This is a genomic window from Paraburkholderia sp. SIMBA_054 (assembly GCF_046534875.1).
GTDB classification, from domain to species: Bacteria; Pseudomonadota; Gammaproteobacteria; order Burkholderiales; family Burkholderiaceae; genus Paraburkholderia; species Paraburkholderia hospita.
Map to the genome: position 1 here is coordinate 1 of NZ_JAWRXV010000049.1, position 16,203 is coordinate 16,203.

Sequence of the window (16,203 nt, forward strand, 5' to 3'; positions counted from 1 at the left end):
ACCGGCCAGTTTCGCGTCGATCTTCTTTTTCAGCGCGTCGAGGCCGATGTTGTTCGAGTAGACGATGCCCATCAGGTCCGCACGGGACTTGAGCATCTGGAGTTCGGTCGGTGCTGCCGTTTCTTGCAGGGGATTCATGTGTGACTCCTTGATTCCTGTGAGGGAGCCAAGGGGAAGGGAGACATCGCTATCCCCCTTCCCTTTGGTTCAGCAGGTCAGTTCAGGCTCAGACCGGGGCGACCGTCTTGATCAGGCCGATCCGTTCCGGACGCTTGATCAGAATGCCGTAGTACCACTTGATCGAGCTGAAGCCCGTTTCGCCGTACGGATCGTCCTTCGTCGCCGTCGCCTGACCCGGCATCTTCGTCAGGACCGAGAACTTCACGGTCTTGCCGTCCGTCTGGAAGCCGATCGTCGTGAACGAGTCCTCACCGATACAGATCATCGGGAACACGTCGTAGTGCTCGGCACCACCCTTCATCGACGAGCGGTAGCCGGGGTTCGTCCCGACTGCCGCACCCGCACCTGCCCAGTGCAGCATTTCCGGCACCTGGATGATGCGGAACTTGTCGATTGCGCCGATCTCGCCGTTCAGGACCGTGCCGGCATCCGCGTAGTGCTGGATCTCGATGAAGGCCTTGTTGTTGAACAGATCCTTCATGGCCTTCAGGAGCGGCACCAGTTCCGAGCCGACGTACAGTACACGCGTGGCACCGATCACCTGCGTATCCTGCAGACGGGAACCCGTGATGATGGTCGTGTGCGTCGGCGTGCGGTTGTCCGTCAGGATCTGATCGAGACGCATCAGGTTCTTGTACGAGACGATCGACGGCGGAATCTCGGGATCAGGGCCAGCAGCCGGCGTGTCTTCGCCCGTGATCTCGTCGTCAGCCGTCGCCGCACCGGCGAACAGCACGACACCGGCAGCCGCCAGCAGGTCGGCCTGGAGAGCGGCTTCCGTCATCTGCACGGCGCCGTTCATCAGCTCGGTCGACAGGTAGTCCATCAGGCCGTCGTCCGAATCGAAGTCCATCGATTCCTGTGTCCACTCGTGAAAGAAACCGAACTTGTGGATCGAGCCTTCACGTTGCAGACGGGTGAAGCCGACACGGTTCACACGGCCACCGTTTTCGGTGAGCGTCGGCAGCTTCGAGGTGATCGTACCGATGTCCTTCGACGAGCCGTACAGGTTGCCGTTGGCGATCGTGGCACCCGTGGCATCGATGCCCTGCGAGTTGACGTTGCGGTCATCGAGCAGCGGCACGTACTCGTACACCTTGATCGTCTTGCCGTAGTTCTTCGGCATGTTCGTGACGTTCGCCAGCGGCATGAAGAACTGCAGCTTGCGCGCCGTGATGATGGCCTTCTTCAACCAGAAGAAGGTCGTCATCTGGTTCGAACCAGCACCGTCGATGCTCGACTTGGTGCCGGAGCCGTCTACGTTCGGGGCGTTGTAATTCAGCATGGGTCAGGTTCCCTTAAACACGGTTTTGCATCTGTTTGAGAAACTCGTCATCGCTCAGGGCGAGCGGATTGACGACCTTCTCGGCTTTTCCGGGAGTGCTCCGCGTAGCCGCAGCGGCACTTGCCTGTTCCCCGTTCGCCACAGACGACTTGGGCGCAGCAACGCGCGTCGCTACTGGCTCGGCCGGCGTGTGTGTATGCACAGTTGCGGCTGAACCAGCAGGGGAAGGTTTCACGAGGTCCGTGAATTTCCCCTGGGACTGCATAACGTCACCGACTGCCTTGTAGGCCTGGATGAACGGAGTACCGGCTGGAATCTGCCCCAGAGCCTGCAGCCTTGCCACTTCACCGGAGATGCGGTCATAGACCCCGTTCTCGCGTTGCTGGTGGATAGTCGTCAGGATGTCGGGCTGCTTCCACAGCACTTCCTTACTGGCCTGATCCCATGTCGAGTTGACTGCCAGAAGCGTCTGCTTGCCCTCCTCGCTCGATCCAAGATCGGAGAGGGTGGTGCGGAAATTCGCTTCTTCGTCACTGACCTTGTGATTGCCCCCAAGGTAGTTTGAATCTTCGCTGGTATCGATGGACATGGGGTCAACCCCCTTGTCCTTCAGCAGCTTCTGGATTGCCTTCTGGTCGCCGTTACTGACATCGATCAGGAACGACAGCTTGTCGGGGTCCAGCAACTGTGCGTTTTCCAGCATCAGCAGCGTCTTGCGATGCGGCTGGATGTCCTGCATCTTGCGGGTGTAGTTGGCGCCCATCTGCATGAGCTGGACCGCTTCCTCCGGAGTACGGAGTTCGATCGTCTTGCCATTCGCCTTGAACGGCGCCATCACCTGCTTGTAAAACTGTTCGTAGTTGACAGTGGTCGCCTGCGTACCAGCTTCGTCAGACTTCGCTGCCGGCGTAGCGGCTGCGTCATCCTTCTTCTGGGCCGGGTCCGTCTTCGCCACACTCGTGCCCGAGGCTGCGTTCGGATCCGTGCTTGCAGTAGCTGTTGCGGGCTTGCCGTCCTTGTCAACTTCCGGGTTGGTGTGAACATTACCACCATTCACCCCCTGTTTACCAGGGGTCTCCGTCGTTTCAGCAACAACAGGAGTGGACTTCGCTGCTTCTTCAGCAGCTTTCGCTTCCTGTTCAGCCTTCAGTCGGTCGGCTTCTGCCGCTGCTGCCTCGGCATCGAGTTCTTCCTGAGTCTTCTGCACCGGTTCATTGACCGGTGCAGAAAGCGACGGTGGCGTCTGATTCAGGAAGTCTTCGTCACTGAGGGCAAGCGGATTCGTTTCCGTTGCCTGTGTGGTCATTGCTGTGCACCCTCCTCTTCCGCACGGGCTTCTTCAATCGCCGCTTCGACTTCCGCGATCTCGCGCTCGGCCACATTGCCCATCTGGATCTTCACCGAGAGCCAGCGGCGCAGGTGACCGGCAGCCTGGGCGAGTGCAAGGGAATCCGCACGTTCGTTGGCGGGCAGCGACGGGTCAGCCGACAGCTGCGCATAGCGGGCGCATTCCTTCACGCAGAACTCGTCGAGAATGAGCTGGCGAAACTCGCGGTTGGTCGACAGTTTGAGCGCCATCTGTTTTTCAGCGGCGACCTGCTTTGCCTGGGACAACTGAGCTTCGAGTTGCTGGACTTCCGTACTCATGGTTTGGTCCTTATACATTCAAGTTAGGATTGAGAGCGGGATCCATGCCGGGTTGAAAGTGCATGGAACCCAGGGAGAGTTGCGGGTTTTGCCCCGCAAAGTTATCTCGCGTAATCGTACTGTCTGGGGCACCCTGTTGTCCAGCACCGGACTGTGCTTTTGTGAGGGCATTGAAGCCCACTGCAGCGGGCACATCAGGCTTGGACTCGGAGCCATTGGCGTTCTTCTTGGGCTTGAGCAACGCCTTGGTGACTTCGAGTGACTGGTTGCCTTCCGCCTGGGCCTGCTGCTTCTCCATATCCCGTGCATGCTTGGTGCCCGTTTCCTGCTCGACGTAATCGAGATTGGTCTTGTCCGCCGTGGCACCGGCCACTTTCGCCTGAGCCAGGAAGAGCTGGGCCTGGGCTTCGTTGCGGTCGTACTCGGACTTCTTGACCTGCAGTTCGAGCTGCTGCATCTGCTGCTGTACCGGGTCCGGTTGTGGCTGGTACTGCTCGATGCGGTGCGCCAGATCGGGCATGCGCTTCAGGCGTGCAATCTCGGCCAGGATCATCTGCACCATGCCCCAGTCACCCTTGGGACCGAGCGTCTGCAGCATGAAGGCCAGATCCTGCGACTTGGCGTTATCCACCTCGGCCGTGGAGATGTCCACTTCCAGATCGAAGTCACCGATGAGCTCGTCCCGCTGCACGGGTACGAACTGCTCATTGGTCACCCGGATCACTTCCTTGTCGGACATGAAGGCGCCATTCATCGAGATGACCTTCGTACCCATCTCGGTGACGCCCTTGGCAATGCGGCGCAGAATCGCCATCTCGCGCTTGGATGCGGCGTCCAGCATGCCCCGGATTCCCGCAGCGACATCACCGTAAGCATCACCCGAAATGCCTCCGCCAAAGCTCTTCACTCCAGTGAGCGCTTCCGCTTCCTGGTTCTGGAGGTTCAGCATCAAAAGCGCTGACTGTGGCAGTTCCGGGTACTTGTGCTCGATGAGTCCCTGCGGGATCGGGAGGTTCGGGTTGAACTCGTAGTCCTGGCCGTTTTCATAACGGCGGCGGTTCAACGGGTCCAGCATGCCCTTGGCAAATCCCTGCTGGCCATTCGCTGAACGACCGAGCAGATCGATCATTCCGCGAGTGACGGCACCAAGGATTTTCTGGTTGTCTTCCAGCAGCTCGGCATCCGGCTCACCGAACGCTTCCCGCTTCACGGGCAGGTACGGGATGATGATGAACGGCAGCTTCTGGTCAGGAAACGGGTTCTTCTCCATCCGGATCAGCGTGTCACCGATCCAGGTGGCAACAATGGGCACCAGCACGCCATCGCCGGCGATGTCGAACATGCCCCAGTATTCATACGCCACGACCTTCTTGCGGGTGGCATCCCGGAAGTTGAACGTGTCGGGTGTCTGGGTAGCGTGGTACGGATCGGTGACGGTGGTGTTGCCTTCCCAGTTCACCTTGTCCAGATTCCTGTAGCGCTTGCCTGCCTTCTTCAGGTCAGCCTGGTTGGTCTCGAATGAGGCCACACAGAAAAGCGCCTTGGACGGATCGCCATTGCATGACGGATCCAGAAAGAAGTTGCGGGGATCCCACACTTCAGCCGTCGGCCGGTTCTCCACCAGCTTGTCGACCATCACCGTCTTTGTGCCCGTCTGCACCGCTACCGTGACCTGCTGCGACTCGTTGTAGTAGTCGACGGCCGCCTGCAGCTCAGGCGGCACACTGGCCGCATACGTGTTCGGATCTTCCTGCGAGAGCTGCAGTACCTGCTTGAACTGGTCCAGCTGCTGCTGGTCCTGGATGGGGTAGTGTGCCCAGACAGGCACGTCCTGTGGCACCTTCGTCGTGACCCGGCACCAGCCCAGACGGATGATGCCCGTGCCTTCATCGACCACGGAGCGCACCAGATCATCAATGAACTTGACCCGGTTCATCTTCGTGCGGAACTGCCAGTTGAGCACGAGCTCGTTCTGCTCAGCCGCTTTCGTGTCCTCAAACGTCACGGGCTTGACGTTAAAGAGCTTGTTGGAGCCAAGGAAAGGCTCGGTCAGTGCCGAGTAGCGCCACTCCGCCTGACGGCGGATGAGCTTGGGCTGGACCTGGGAGCGGCCCTTGACAGCCTTCGGCTTGGCCGATCCGCGCACATGCAGCAGATCACGCCAGTGTTCGATCTTCGCTACCTGCGCATCATGCGCCGGCTTGGCGGCTTCCAGATCCTCTTTCAGGGTCTGGATGGTGGGTTCATTCTGCCAGTCCGTCAGCTTCTGCATGGCGGCAGGGCTGACGGCCAGTTGCGTGCTTTGTGTATCGAGAGTTGCCATCAGTTCGGCCCGTTCAGGAGATTGCGGTCAGCCAGCAGCTGGTTGCCTACTTGCACGAGCTGGTCGTCACGCAGTCCAAGAGTTGCGATGAGCTCTCTAACCACGTCCTGGCCTTCGACAAGACTGCGGTCGAGTTCGGCTGTATGGCTTGCGAGACTTGCGCACTGAGCGGCGCCGCCTGCGGCTTCACGTTGGTAAATTGCGGCTCGGGTGTCACTGCGCTGCATGCTGCGAGCGTACTCAGCACGCACAGCGTCAAGCTCCTTCGCATGAGCGTCACTCGCCTGCTGGAGGGCGTCGGCGGCTTTCTGGCTGTCTGCAGCATGCTGGTTCTCCTGTTCGTGGTAGGCGTCCTTCAGTTTCTGCACGGCGTCATTGCGGGCGCGGACATCGGCATTCCACTTCGTCTGGACCTCTGCCGCACCGTCTTCCTTGCCGAATGTGTATATGCACAGTCCTGAGCCAAGAAGGAGCACGGCAGGCAGCACGACATACACGCCTATCCTGGCGAGCACACTAAGTTGCAGCATGGGCTTCCCCCTCTTCCTTGCACCGTTCAAGCGGCACATTGCCGATACGGTTCGATACCCAGCCGGTTGTGTACTGGCTGAGATTCGTGAGGCTCATGTAATACACAGCCTGCTGGGCATCGAGTAGCTTGACTACCAGCTCGCACGCCTGGACTCTTCCCCGAAGACGCTGCAATGCCTGGTAGGCCTGAATAGTTCCAGGGCCGACTTTACCATCAACATTAGTTTGAGGGAAGTCACGCCCACCTCTGTTCAGACTGTTCAGGGCTTTCTGGAGCCAGAGGGAAGGACGGGCCGGGCCAGTATTGACGGCACTGTCGACCAGTTCCTGTGCGACCGCCGGAGACAGTTCCAGGAACGGCTCAAAGCCTGGTTTCTGGATGTAATCCTCGAAGTAAATTGAGGAAGCCAGCTCCTGACTCAGGTTCTTCATCGGCCCGGTATAGCCGTGTACCACCGCCACCTGTTTCGTGATCCCGTGGTTGGTTTCCCCACCTGGATCATGGGAGTCGTTGACGTATCCACCCTCGACACCGAGCACGGCGGCGATGATGGAGGCGGCAACGGCCCCGATGCCTACGTGCTTACGGGTGATCGGCATCGGTGGTGCCCTCCACCTTGTCATGCGACCAGACCAGTACCCGGCCGATCATGGTGGCCGCAAACAGCACCACCCCGACGATGGGTGCGTACGGAACACGGGACTGCATGGGTTGGTCGAGACTGGTCCAGATGTCATTGAGCAGATCGGCGGATGACGCCACCAGACCCACCCCACTCCACCACATTGATGCCCAGGTGTGGGCGTCCTTCCAGTTCTCGACGAGTGTCAGCTTCGTGCCAGCCATTTGAAGATCTCCACACGGAATGAGCACAGCAGCCCGACAACGGCCGTCAGTGCGATCCAGGTCCAGCGACCGGCGAGCCCAGCACCGACCACCTTGTGCTTGATGGTGATGAACTCTTCGATCGTCGGTGCCTGACTTGCCAGGGACTTCTCAACGTTTTCCAGACGGGAACCCATCTCGGTGAGCGTCTTGCCCTGCTCTTCCATCTTTTCGTACTGGCCCTTGCGGGCCAGGCGAGCTTCTTCCAGCTCTTTCTTGATGAACTCGAACTGGGCCGCCAGAACGGCCAGCTTGACGTCAAGGGATTCGCTTGGCATGTGTTCGGGCCTGTAAACGAAAAAAGGGGGAGCAGAGCGTGGTTAGCTCGTGCTCCCCCTTGGTGACACCGAAGCCGGCGTCACTGGGATTGGACTAAACGCATGATACCGGATTAGTCTGTTGGATTGTCCACAGTGTTGCCCGGATTCACGGACACATCCACTTCAGGGTCCACCACCAGCCGGCTCGAATGATTCAGCAGGTGCGGGTTGGCGGCCTTGAACTCCGCCAGGGTTGGCGTGTGCCAGCTGTCAACTACGATCGGATCGCTCATACCAGGGATTCCTCAAGTTAGGGCGCCACTTCGAGTGCAGCAACACGGGCAGTCAGTGCGACCAGTGCAGCATTGGCCGCTGTGAGTTGCGTCTGGGTATCTGTCAGATCGGCCTGCAGTGTGGCAATGGTCTGCTGGGCTGCCGTGATGTCCTGCTGGGCCGTATCCGCCGACTGTTGCGCCGCTGCTGCACTGGCCACCGGTGCCGCATTGATCTCGTCGAGCTTGAGCCAGCCGGTGTCGAGCTTGCTGTTGGCATCAGCACGGGGAATCTTGCTGATACCCGGTGCCACGACCACCTGCGCAAAGAAGTTGTTCAGGCTCGTCAGATCCGCCCAGGTCGCTGCCCCCCGGTATCGCCACTGGAGCACGAAGTCGCTCGTCACCTGAAACTCGGCCTGCGGCAGGTCCACCAGCGGCACGAGGTTCGTCCAGGTAGCGCTACCGGCGTAACGCCACTGGAGGAACATCCTGTCCGCACTTTCCTGCAGCTCGACATCCTTGGGCACCAGGTTGGCGAGGTTGGCTGCCACATACAGGATGTCGGTGAGGTTTTCATACACCGCCTTCACTGCCGTGTAGCTGTTGCCCAGCCGCTTGTCGATCAGCGAGGCGGGGTTACTGCAATAGGGGTTCATCGAAAATTCTCCGTGTGATTACTTCTGGTAGCGGTCCTTGACTGCCTTGCAATGATCGATCCATGCGACCGTCTCTGCAGGCAGCACCAGGCCCTTCTGCTGGAGTGCATCCAGCCCCTTCATCATGGCATCGAGCTGGTCGCCGATGTCCATGTAGGCCGCCTTGCGCAACGGCAGCGGATCCACCTCGTGCCGGATCTTCATGGCTGGGTCACCTCGAAGGTTGCATCGAGCATCGGGAACGCGGACACGACCACTACGTAGGAGCCAGGAAGGGAGAATTCCAGCTCGCAGTGATCGTCCGTGCAGGCATGCGCCGTGCTCCCGATCGTGATGGTGCAGGGCACCGGCAGCGTCCTGAGCGTCATGCCATCGAGTGTGGCGGAGCTCACCGGCCGCTCGACCACAACGTGATTGCTCACGTAATGGGTCTCGGCCTGCCCCACCCCTTCAACCAGTTCACAGCCTGCCGGCACGGTCTGACTCTCCAGCATGAAAGGCGGCACGCTGGCGTAATACTGGATCTGCCCTGCTGCATCCGCCACCACATACTCGATGTTGGGCTGATGCTCTTCTACCTGCATGCCTTCTGGTATTTCTTCTGTGATGTCGCTCATCGCAATGCCTCAAAGATGGTGACTGTCACGCCCTGTGCATTGATCACGTCGATGTGTACGTTGATCCCGCCGTTCACACCGTTGACCTGCGAGGCCGCGCAGCACACATTGCCAAAACCGCTGATGCCGACGGCCGAGCCATTGAAGTAGGCTGTGGCACCCCCATTCGTTGCACCGGTGTCACCACCGCCCTGCGCACTGCCGCTCAGCCCGGAGACGATCATCATCACCGCACCGCCCCGGCCTGTGTAGCCGAAGTCATAGCCCCGGCTGCCACCACCGCCGCTGGTCAACCCGCCCCAGCAGACCATGGTCGACACGGCGTTCGCACCGATGCGGGCCGAATCAATCTGGGCCACACCGATATGGGCCGTACCAATCTGCGCCGTGCCAATCTTGGCAAAGGTGATGGCGGCATCGGCAATCTTGGCGGTGTCGACTGCCAGGTTGGCAATCTTGGCGTTGGTGATCGTCGCATCACCGATGACGGCCGTCGTGATGCTGACTGTCGGCACCCCGTTCACCGTCTGGATGATGAAGGGCACCACCGTCGGGTAGCCCGGCAGCGTGACCTTGAACTTGTCGGCCAGGATCGTGAACGTGCTGACAGGCACACCATTGACCGGGGTAGACGTCAGCCCGTACCCGGAGATGAACCCGTTGTTATCGATCTTGACCGTGTACTGCGCCGACAGACCATCGATCGAACTCGCATTGGTCTGGATCGTCGCCGTATGGTTGTTCAGCGTCGTCGACAGAGCCAGGAGGGCAGACGCATTCGACTGGTTCGCCGTAGCGAGTGCCGTCTGCAGATCCGTGATCGTGGAGCTCGATGAACCCACCGTCGCACTGAGCTGGTCGATCCGGGTACTCAGCGCCGAGTCACCATCCGCTCGAGCCTGCTCAGCTGAGGTGATGGCCGCCGTATTCAGGCCGACATTGGCCACGACGGTATCGATGCGCATGCCGATCGCCGAGTCCGCATCGGTACGGGCGATCTGCTCGGTATTGACGGCTGCCGTGTTGCCGGCTGACACCGCCACCACCTGATCGATGCGCAGCGAGATGGCCGACTCGGCATCTGCCCGTGCTACCTGCTCGGTCTGGATGGCCGCCACGTTCTCATCGATCCGTGCGCCGACCGTATGGATGTCGATGGCAATCGAATCCGTCTTGGTCTGCAGGCTCGTTGAGACATCCGTGATACTGGCCGTCATGATGCTGTCGGCCAGCTGCCGTGCCATCACCTCGGCCTGAAGCGCTGCTTCTGCGGCTGACTTGGCTGTCAGCTCGGCCTGTGCCACAGCGGCAGCAATCACCGTGTCCTGTATCGCCTGAACCAGCAGATCCCTGTCCGCCGGTGTCAGTCCTCCTGGGTCGCCTTTGAAGAACGGTGCGAAGTCGCTACCCAGCGTCGAGCCATCCGGGCTGTAGAGCCGGATGACCAGATTCTTGGTTTCCAACACACCACTGATGGGATCATCTTCGAGAGCCACCGACAGGGCGTTGGACTGGAGGCCAAGCGTGATTACTTCGGTCCCCAGTCCAACGGCCAGTCCGGATGTCCTGATCTCGATCCCAACGTCATCGAGAACGTCACTCATCCACTGTTCACCCTTGTGTCACCGTGTCCTGCACATCGATCTCCTCGGTGTTGGAGATCAGCACATTGCCTGCCCCATCCGTCAGCCGGATGTCGAGCAGGTGCGGCATGGCCAGCCACTTCTTCGTATCGTCCGCCGGCGCATAGACCCGGATCATACCCGTCGTTGCGTCGAGGATCGAACAGATCATGTGCTGCACGAACGCAAAGTTCGCCTGGGTGCGAATGTCCGCTTCCAGCGTGTAGCCAGAGAGTGGATACGGCACACCCTTGTTCATGACCTGACCGGAGAAGTCGAAGGTCTGACCGCGTTTGAATGGCACCATGGCGGGCTCCTTTTATACCGGCAGCGGATCAGCTGCTTCCGGCGTGTTGCCTGCGGTGAGCCAGTCCTGGTAGATCTGGCTCATCCACATGCCCTCGAAGGGGATGCTGTACTCGACGCCGCTCTCGTCCCAGTAAAGGACGTGGTCTTCGCTGATCTCGCCCGTGAGTTGATCGCGGAGCTGCTTGAAACGGATGTCACTCATGGTGTTTCTCCTTTTAGAGGCGGGCGTCAACAATGATTGCGCCGGCATTGCCCACGTTGCTGCACCAACCCGCCTGGCCGCCAACCATGCCAGAGGCTGTGGCGGTCATGAAGGCTGAATCGGTAGACGCACTGCCGTTACTCACGCCTCCTGATGCTGAAATCGTACCTGTCTGCGGGGTGAAGATACTGAATCCACCAACTGGAGTAAGGGCAGGTATGGCACGCTTGGGCGCGTACTTGACTTCAAAGTAGAGTGTGGTCGCACTCTGCACTGCCCCCACGCCGAAGATATAGCCGACCAGGTACTGCCAGTACCGGCTCACACGCGCCAGTTCTGCCTGCTCGCCGCGATATTCGATCGTGGTGGGCGCACCACCGGTGCCGTCCGTTGCCGGCGAACTGTTCGGGTCGCTGAGTTCCAGCTGGGCCTCCGTACCCACAAGTACGAACGTCACGCCGGGTGGCAGCCAGATACCGACAGCTAGATAGTCGTCACCGTTCGTGCCAAATGTCTTGCCGGTAGACGCAGGGACGTCAAGCCGCACCGAAAACTTCTTGGGGGTGCTCGTCACCACCCAGTTGACTGCCTTGTCGAAATTGACACCGGGACTTGGCGCACCGCCTGTGCCGTAGGAGATTGACGCAATAACACTGGGAATCGTGATATTGGCGCCCGTCGACCACAGCCGGATCTGGTAGGTGGCAGAGCGCCCCGCAGTTCTCGCTACATGCTCGATGCGATGCAGGATGAAGCCTGCAGTGCGTGCTGCGACCGTACCCGTGGCGCCCGTCGTCTGATTGTGAACAAAGGCAAGTTGTCGACCCGACTCGGAATACGCCGGGCCTGAGGGCCGAAGATCCGTTTGGGTGAATGTGCCTGCGCCTCCAGTCCCGCAGCCAGCGAGGTGCATTACCGCCTGCGTATAGCCGCCCGCAGTTGCGAGCGTCGAGGACACCGTGGTGTTCCAGATGTCAAAGCCGCCATCGACAATCAGGTTGCGGTTCGAGAGCGGCACCGGGTTCGTCCCGCCCCACAGCCCGGCCAGCAGGAGTGCGACTTTTGAAAGATTCAGAGACATGGTTCGTTTTCCTTAGAGTCGGGCGTCGAGAATCACGGAGGCCCCGGCAGATGATCCAAAGTAGCCCGTTTGACCTGCGGTGTACGAACCCCCCGACGCATGCAGATACCACATATCGGGCGTAACACCGATGACGCTTACAGCACCACTGTTTCCTGCCGGCGCCGTATACGACCAGGAGCCAGTCAGGGAGGGCGCAGGCGTTGCACGCATTGGCGGGTTGAGCGTCTGGCCAAACGCAAACGCGTCTGACGCACCTGTGGCAATACCACTGAATGACGCACCGTTAGTCTGGATCGCACGGAAGAAACGACTTACGCGGGCCTGCTCAGCCTGGAAACCGCGGTGTTCGTACGAGGTGGGTGCACCACCAGTACCATCAGTAGCCGGGTTAGCACCAGGGCTGCATGCCTCGATCTGCGCTTCAGCGATATAGAGGCCCGTCGTGGTCACACCAGGGGGCAACCAGAAACCTACCTCAAGGTAGTCACCACCTGCCGTCCCCAGGGTTTTCGGCTGGATCGAAGGTACGTCAAGACGCACGGAGAACTTCTTGAAGCTGGTACCCACTGCCCACGACACAGCCTTATCAAAGACCACTGTCGCCGATGGTGCCCCACCTGTGCCGAACGCCTGCGAGGCGATGACTGACGGGATGGTGATCGGAGCATCCGCCTTGAGCTTGAACTGCAACGTGACCGACTTGCCGGCATAGCGTGCGACGTTTTCGATGTGCTGGAAGAAGGCCCCGCACGAGCGTGCCGCCACGGTCCCCGTCGACCCTGCCGTGATGACCATCTTGAAGCAACTGTTCGTGTCATCGCCTTCCATTGCCGCGAGGTCGGCGGACGTGCGCAGATCGACGACAGTGATCGTCCCTGCCCCGCCTGTGCCGGCGCCCGCACGCCACATGATTGGTCCGGTGAATGTCCCAGGACTAGCAGCCAGCGTGGCCGGGGCGGCGACAGACTGGTTCCAGTGCGACATCGCCCCATCAATGAAGCCATTCCGGTTCGACAACTGCGCCCCGCCCCCGAACATCATCGCGAGGGCCGATGAGATACGTTGTGTGAGATTCATTCGCGGTCCTTAGATTTCACAGTCGAGGATGATCGTCTGACCAGACGCACCCGTCTGCTGAGCAATCAACTGAGTGGTTGATCCGGAATCACCGATGACGAATCCAGCGCCGCCGCCAGACACCGCTGCGCCGCCAACGGTAGTTCGAAGTGCCACAGGCAGACCTATGCTGCTCAGGGCTGAGCTTAGGAATATCCGGTCCTTGTAGTAATACCGCTGGCACTTTGCAAGTGTTACCGAGTACGACTCCCGCTCAAAAACCGGCGAAGGGTTGTCACCTTCCTCCAGTTGCGGCTCCCCGATGGCGATGAAGTTGCCAATCGTAGTGCCCCAGTTCGTGAAGCCGCTAGCTACAGGTGTGTTACCCGCGTTCCACGCGTTCACACCTGAAGTCACATAGGTGGTCCCGCCAATCATCCCTATGTACAACACCATATTCATGGTGTTATCTGACACCAACCCCAAGGTATTCGGCAGCGTGCCAAACCGGATTACTACTTTCTGAGGCACCCCGGCAACTGCAGCGAATGACGTCGTATAACCGATATTGTTTTTCGCGTCCCACAGCGATACCGAATAGTTTCCCGAGACGTTCGTGCTGAAGATGAACGAAAACGTCGCCTTTTTCCCGATCAGGTCGTAGCAATTAAATCCCTCAATACGCTGCTGGAATCCCAGCCAGTAGTTTGCTGTGCTGAGTGAGCCGACCGCAGAGGCGACAGTCTGGATCAACGCGACAACCCTACGGCCGCCGTAAGTGATCGTCCCTATCGTCTGATTGAACTGGCCTCCGGCATTGCCGTTTCCTGCATTCCAGCGGTCGATTTGGTACCCACCGGCACCGTTTGTGAACAGTCCACCGCCTTGGCGCTGATTGACAAGTAACGATCCGTTGATCAGCCGGTTCTTACCCGACGCAGCGCTACCCTGTTGCGTTCCATCTTGGAACTGCAGAGCGCCCGACGTGATAACCGGGTTCGTGCTCGCCAGCATGTTCGCCATCGTAATCGGCGTTAAGTTCAGCACCGACAGATCCGACGTCGAATCGACCGCCCAGCCCTGTAGGTAGAAGCCTGTCGCGTCGTCCGTGTAGTGCACGCCGTACGTGAGCTTCACGCCGATGTTGTACAGATAGGCGAAGCCGACCGTGTGCACGAACGGGATGAACGTCGCGCCGGGGGCGGCCGTCAGCGGCTGGTCGCTGGGCTGATACACCGTGCTCGGGTTGTACGGGAAGCGCGTCTCGACGAGGATATCGTCATCAGCGATGAACGCACCATCGAGCCAGTTGATGTGGACGCCGTCCGCGTCAAGGTTGTAATGCACCCCCGCATAGGCGCGTCCGCTGTTGCGAAAGACTGTCACGAACGGAGAGGCGAAGCCTGCCGTGCGCAGGCGTGTGTCGCCCGCTGCAAAGCTGCCCGTTGTGTCGGTGGCTCCCACCGTGTAGCGGACGGCCGTCGCCTGCGTCAGGCCCTGTGCCGTGGTCTGGACCGAGCCGTCCGGGAACGTGACGCCACCTGCTTTCGACGTGATCATGCCGTCGAACACCGGCGTCTTCTTGTTCGTGAACCAGCCCACCGTCCACTTCGACACCCCGTCCGCCACGAGGTAAACCGTGTCCTCGGCCAGCATCGCGTATGGTGCTGCCAGGTCGTCACACGTGTCGCCTGCCTGCAGAGCCAGGGAGGAAGCAACCAGTGATTTGACCGTCACACCGCCGCCCACCGGGTAGGTCGAGGCCTTGGCCAGCGTCGTGGTCTTGCCTGCTACCGTCTGCTCCACCAGTGCGCCGATGTGCGTGACATCGAGCGTGGCATTGTCGACGAGCGGATACACCCCGCTGTAGCTGACACCGGCGGCCGCCGACGTGGCATAGACACCCGTCGCATCACTGAAGAGCGAGTTGGCCTTGCCACGCAGCACCTGGACAGACGGTGCCTGACCGAGCGCCACGATCGTGAGTGTGTAGCTCTGCCCGCCCGGACTCGTCGTGTTGTTGAAGACGACGAATGGGTGCGGCGTGGCCGGCACCGTGACGATCCGGTTGCCCGTGAGCTGGCCCGTGAACTTGTAGATGCCGTTCGCCGCCTGGGGTGCTGTGAGCGTGACATCCGCTGCCGCCACGTTGAGGACGAGCTCACTGTTGACCAGCGAGTTGGCATCCGCCGCCGACTGGGCCGCTGCCGCTGCACTGGCCGCCGAAGCCGTCTGGCTGGCACTGGCTGCCGCCGCCGAAGCAGATGCATTGGTCGCCGCCAGGTTGGCATTGGTCGACGCGTTCTCCGCCGACAGATCCTGATCCTGCCAGCCGCTTGCCGTGTAGACGCGGATCTGCGGCGGCACCAGGGTCGTGTTCAGGTACTCGGCACCGACCTGCAGGGCATTCCCGTTGTTGTCCAGTGTCGGGTCGGCAGCGTGCGGTCCCAGCCACTGGGCATTGAAGGTGGCAAGTGCCGCCGCCAGCTGGACAGCACTGGTGGCCGCCGAGTTGGCATTGTCCGTGGACAGGGAGGCCTGGGCTGTCGCCACGGCTGCACTGTCAGCGGCCGCTGTCGCACTGGCGGCCGAGGCCAGCTCGCTCGCATACGCATGATTTTCCGAGGTGAGAGCGTCGCCTGCCGATGCGGCGCTGGCATCCCGTGCAGCTTCGGACGCAGCCTGTGCCGTCTGGGAAGCCGTAGCACTCAGGGCCGACGCTGCTTCGGATGCAGCTGCATTGGTTTCGCTCAGTGCCGAAGCAACCTGCGAAGCAAGTGCAGCCGCTGCCTTGGCTGAGGCATTGGCCTCACTGGTTCCGGCATTGACTTCCGAGAGTTGGGCTGCAATCCGTGAGACATCCGCCGCTGCTGCATTGGCCGCAACACCGGCTTCCGAACCCGCTGCCGCCACCTCACTGGCATGCGCTGCCGTGGCGCTGGCGTCTGCCGCCACCACCGCTGCTGCCAGATCGGCTGCGCTCTGTGCTGCTGCGAGTTCTGATGCATGGGCTGCTGCTTCGCTCGCTGCCGATGCCAGCTGGCTGGCGAGTGCTTCCGCTGCCTTGGCAATCGCCGTCTGTTCGGACTGCAGCGATGCATCCAGCGCAGTGTGGATATCCGACACGAAGCCATCGATGTTCTTTTCCAGATACTCGATGACCGGCAACTTCTGAACCAGGGAAGAGACCGTCTCGTAGGCCGTCCCCAGCATCTTGTCAATGGGTGGCGCTCCACCACCCTTCAGGTCAAGCGTATTGCGCATGCCCAT

At 60.4% G+C, this 16,203-nt stretch carries 18 protein-coding genes; all 18 read right to left on the reverse strand.

Annotated features, from left to right (window positions below; all coding sequences use genetic code 11):
* Positions 1-226: 226 nt before the first annotated feature.
* The 18 genes from SB822_RS39910 to SB822_RS39995 all read right to left on the reverse strand — a co-directional run bounded on the left by SB822_RS39910 (position 227) and on the right by SB822_RS39995 (position 16,203).
* Positions 227-1,465 carry a N4-gp56 family major capsid protein gene (locus tag SB822_RS39910; RefSeq protein ID WP_410857226.1) on the reverse strand — a complete coding sequence of 413 codons (1,239 nt, stop codon included), beginning with the start codon at positions 1,463-1,465 and terminating at the stop codon, positions 227-229.
* A gap of 13 nt (positions 1,466-1,478) precedes the next feature.
* The gene (locus tag SB822_RS39915) at positions 1,479-2,771 is read right to left on the reverse strand and encodes a hypothetical protein (RefSeq protein ID WP_410857227.1); all 1,293 of its coding nucleotides are present in this window, start codon (positions 2,769-2,771) and stop codon (positions 1,479-1,481) included.
* Entirely contained in the window at positions 2,768-3,112 is a 345-nt protein-coding gene (locus SB822_RS39920) for a hypothetical protein (RefSeq protein ID WP_410857228.1), read from the reverse strand. The genes SB822_RS39915 and SB822_RS39920 overlap by 4 nt, the downstream gene beginning before the upstream one ends.
* A gap of 10 nt (positions 3,113-3,122) precedes the next feature.
* Entirely contained in the window at positions 3,123-5,435 is a 2,313-nt protein-coding gene (locus SB822_RS39925; RefSeq protein WP_410857229.1) for a hypothetical protein, read from the reverse strand.
* A complete protein-coding gene (locus SB822_RS39930; protein ID WP_410857230.1) occupies positions 5,435-5,965 on the reverse strand; it encodes a hypothetical protein in 531 nt (176 codons plus the stop codon). Before SB822_RS39930 ends, SB822_RS39925 begins: the two co-directional genes overlap by 1 nt.
* Complete coding sequence (locus SB822_RS39935) at positions 5,952-6,566, reverse strand: glycoside hydrolase family 108 protein (protein ID WP_410857231.1); 615 nt, start codon at positions 6,564-6,566, stop codon at positions 5,952-5,954. The genes SB822_RS39930 and SB822_RS39935 overlap by 14 nt, the downstream gene beginning before the upstream one ends.
* Positions 6,550-6,813, reverse strand: coding sequence for a hypothetical protein (locus SB822_RS39940; protein WP_410857232.1), 264 nt, complete (start codon positions 6,811-6,813; stop codon positions 6,550-6,552). The genes SB822_RS39935 and SB822_RS39940 overlap by 17 nt, the downstream gene beginning before the upstream one ends.
* The gene (locus SB822_RS39945; protein WP_410857233.1) at positions 6,795-7,130 is read right to left on the reverse strand and encodes a hypothetical protein; all 336 of its coding nucleotides are present in this window, start codon (positions 7,128-7,130) and stop codon (positions 6,795-6,797) included. Before SB822_RS39945 ends, SB822_RS39940 begins: the two co-directional genes overlap by 19 nt.
* 113 nt (positions 7,131-7,243) lie before the next feature.
* The gene (locus SB822_RS39950) at positions 7,244-7,405 is read right to left on the reverse strand and encodes a hypothetical protein (protein ID WP_410857234.1); all 162 of its coding nucleotides are present in this window, start codon (positions 7,403-7,405) and stop codon (positions 7,244-7,246) included.
* A 17-nt stretch (positions 7,406-7,422) separates the two neighbouring features.
* On the reverse strand, positions 7,423-8,043 hold the full coding sequence (locus SB822_RS39955; RefSeq protein WP_410857235.1) for a hypothetical protein: 621 nt from the start codon (positions 8,041-8,043) through the stop codon (positions 7,423-7,425).
* A gap of 18 nt (positions 8,044-8,061) precedes the next feature.
* The gene (locus tag SB822_RS39960; protein ID WP_410857236.1) at positions 8,062-8,247 is read right to left on the reverse strand and encodes a hypothetical protein; all 186 of its coding nucleotides are present in this window, start codon (positions 8,245-8,247) and stop codon (positions 8,062-8,064) included.
* On the reverse strand, positions 8,244-8,660 hold the full coding sequence (locus tag SB822_RS39965; protein ID WP_410857237.1) for a hypothetical protein: 417 nt from the start codon (positions 8,658-8,660) through the stop codon (positions 8,244-8,246). Before SB822_RS39965 ends, SB822_RS39960 begins: the two co-directional genes overlap by 4 nt.
* Positions 8,657-10,264 (reverse strand): hypothetical protein, encoded by a 1,608-nt coding sequence (locus SB822_RS39970; protein ID WP_410857238.1) that lies wholly within the window; start codon positions 10,262-10,264, stop codon positions 8,657-8,659. Before SB822_RS39970 ends, SB822_RS39965 begins: the two co-directional genes overlap by 4 nt.
* A 7-nt stretch (positions 10,265-10,271) precedes the next feature.
* A complete protein-coding gene (locus tag SB822_RS39975; protein ID WP_410857239.1) occupies positions 10,272-10,589 on the reverse strand; it encodes a hypothetical protein in 318 nt (105 codons plus the stop codon).
* 12 nt (positions 10,590-10,601) lie between these two features.
* Positions 10,602-10,793, reverse strand: a complete 192-nt coding sequence (locus SB822_RS39980) for a hypothetical protein (RefSeq protein WP_410857240.1) — start codon at positions 10,791-10,793, stop codon at positions 10,602-10,604.
* 13 nt (positions 10,794-10,806) lie between these two features.
* On the reverse strand, positions 10,807-11,874 hold the full coding sequence (locus tag SB822_RS39985) for a hypothetical protein (protein WP_410857241.1): 1,068 nt from the start codon (positions 11,872-11,874) through the stop codon (positions 10,807-10,809).
* Positions 11,875-11,886: 12 nt separating this feature from the next.
* Positions 11,887-12,954, reverse strand: coding sequence for a hypothetical protein (locus tag SB822_RS39990; protein ID WP_410857242.1), 1,068 nt, complete (start codon positions 12,952-12,954; stop codon positions 11,887-11,889).
* 9 nt (positions 12,955-12,963) lie between these two features.
* Complete coding sequence (locus SB822_RS39995; RefSeq protein WP_410857243.1) at positions 12,964-16,203, reverse strand: hypothetical protein; 3,240 nt, start codon at positions 16,201-16,203, stop codon at positions 12,964-12,966.

Excerpts from the sequence above, each read along its gene's own strand:
- SB822_RS39910 (WP_410857226.1), bottom strand. The coding sequence starts at position 1,465 with ATGCTGAATTACAACGCCCCGAACGTAGACGGCTCCGGCACCAAGTCG.
- SB822_RS39915 (WP_410857227.1), bottom strand. The coding sequence starts at position 2,771 with ATGACCACACAGGCAACGGAAACGAATCCGCTTGCCCTCAGTGACGAA.
- SB822_RS39920 (WP_410857228.1), bottom strand. The coding sequence starts at position 3,112 with ATGAGTACGGAAGTCCAGCAACTCGAAGCTCAGTTGTCCCAGGCAAAG.
- SB822_RS39925 (WP_410857229.1), bottom strand. The coding sequence starts at position 5,435 with ATGGCAACTCTCGATACACAAAGCACGCAACTGGCCGTCAGCCCTGCC.
- SB822_RS39930 (WP_410857230.1), bottom strand. The coding sequence starts at position 5,965 with ATGCTGCAACTTAGTGTGCTCGCCAGGATAGGCGTGTATGTCGTGCTG.
- SB822_RS39935 (WP_410857231.1), bottom strand. The coding sequence starts at position 6,566 with ATGCCGATCACCCGTAAGCACGTAGGCATCGGGGCCGTTGCCGCCTCC.
- SB822_RS39940 (WP_410857232.1), bottom strand. The coding sequence starts at position 6,813 with ATGGCTGGCACGAAGCTGACACTCGTCGAGAACTGGAAGGACGCCCAC.
- SB822_RS39945 (WP_410857233.1), bottom strand. The coding sequence starts at position 7,130 with ATGCCAAGCGAATCCCTTGACGTCAAGCTGGCCGTTCTGGCGGCCCAG.
- SB822_RS39950 (WP_410857234.1), bottom strand. The coding sequence starts at position 7,405 with ATGAGCGATCCGATCGTAGTTGACAGCTGGCACACGCCAACCCTGGCG.
- SB822_RS39955 (WP_410857235.1), bottom strand. The coding sequence starts at position 8,043 with ATGAACCCCTATTGCAGTAACCCCGCCTCGCTGATCGACAAGCGGCTG.
- SB822_RS39960 (WP_410857236.1), bottom strand. The coding sequence starts at position 8,247 with ATGAAGATCCGGCACGAGGTGGATCCGCTGCCGTTGCGCAAGGCGGCC.
- SB822_RS39965 (WP_410857237.1), bottom strand. The coding sequence starts at position 8,660 with ATGAGCGACATCACAGAAGAAATACCAGAAGGCATGCAGGTAGAAGAG.
- SB822_RS39970 (WP_410857238.1), bottom strand. The coding sequence starts at position 10,264 with ATGAGTGACGTTCTCGATGACGTTGGGATCGAGATCAGGACATCCGGA.
- SB822_RS39975 (WP_410857239.1), bottom strand. The coding sequence starts at position 10,589 with ATGGTGCCATTCAAACGCGGTCAGACCTTCGACTTCTCCGGTCAGGTC.
- SB822_RS39980 (WP_410857240.1), bottom strand. The coding sequence starts at position 10,793 with ATGAGTGACATCCGTTTCAAGCAGCTCCGCGATCAACTCACGGGCGAG.
- SB822_RS39985 (WP_410857241.1), bottom strand. The coding sequence starts at position 11,874 with ATGTCTCTGAATCTTTCAAAAGTCGCACTCCTGCTGGCCGGGCTGTGG.
- SB822_RS39990 (WP_410857242.1), bottom strand. The coding sequence starts at position 12,954 with ATGAATCTCACACAACGTATCTCATCGGCCCTCGCGATGATGTTCGGG.
- SB822_RS39995 (WP_410857243.1), bottom strand. The coding sequence starts at position 16,203 with ATGGGCATGCGCAATACGCTTGACCTGAAGGGTGGTGGAGCGCCACCC.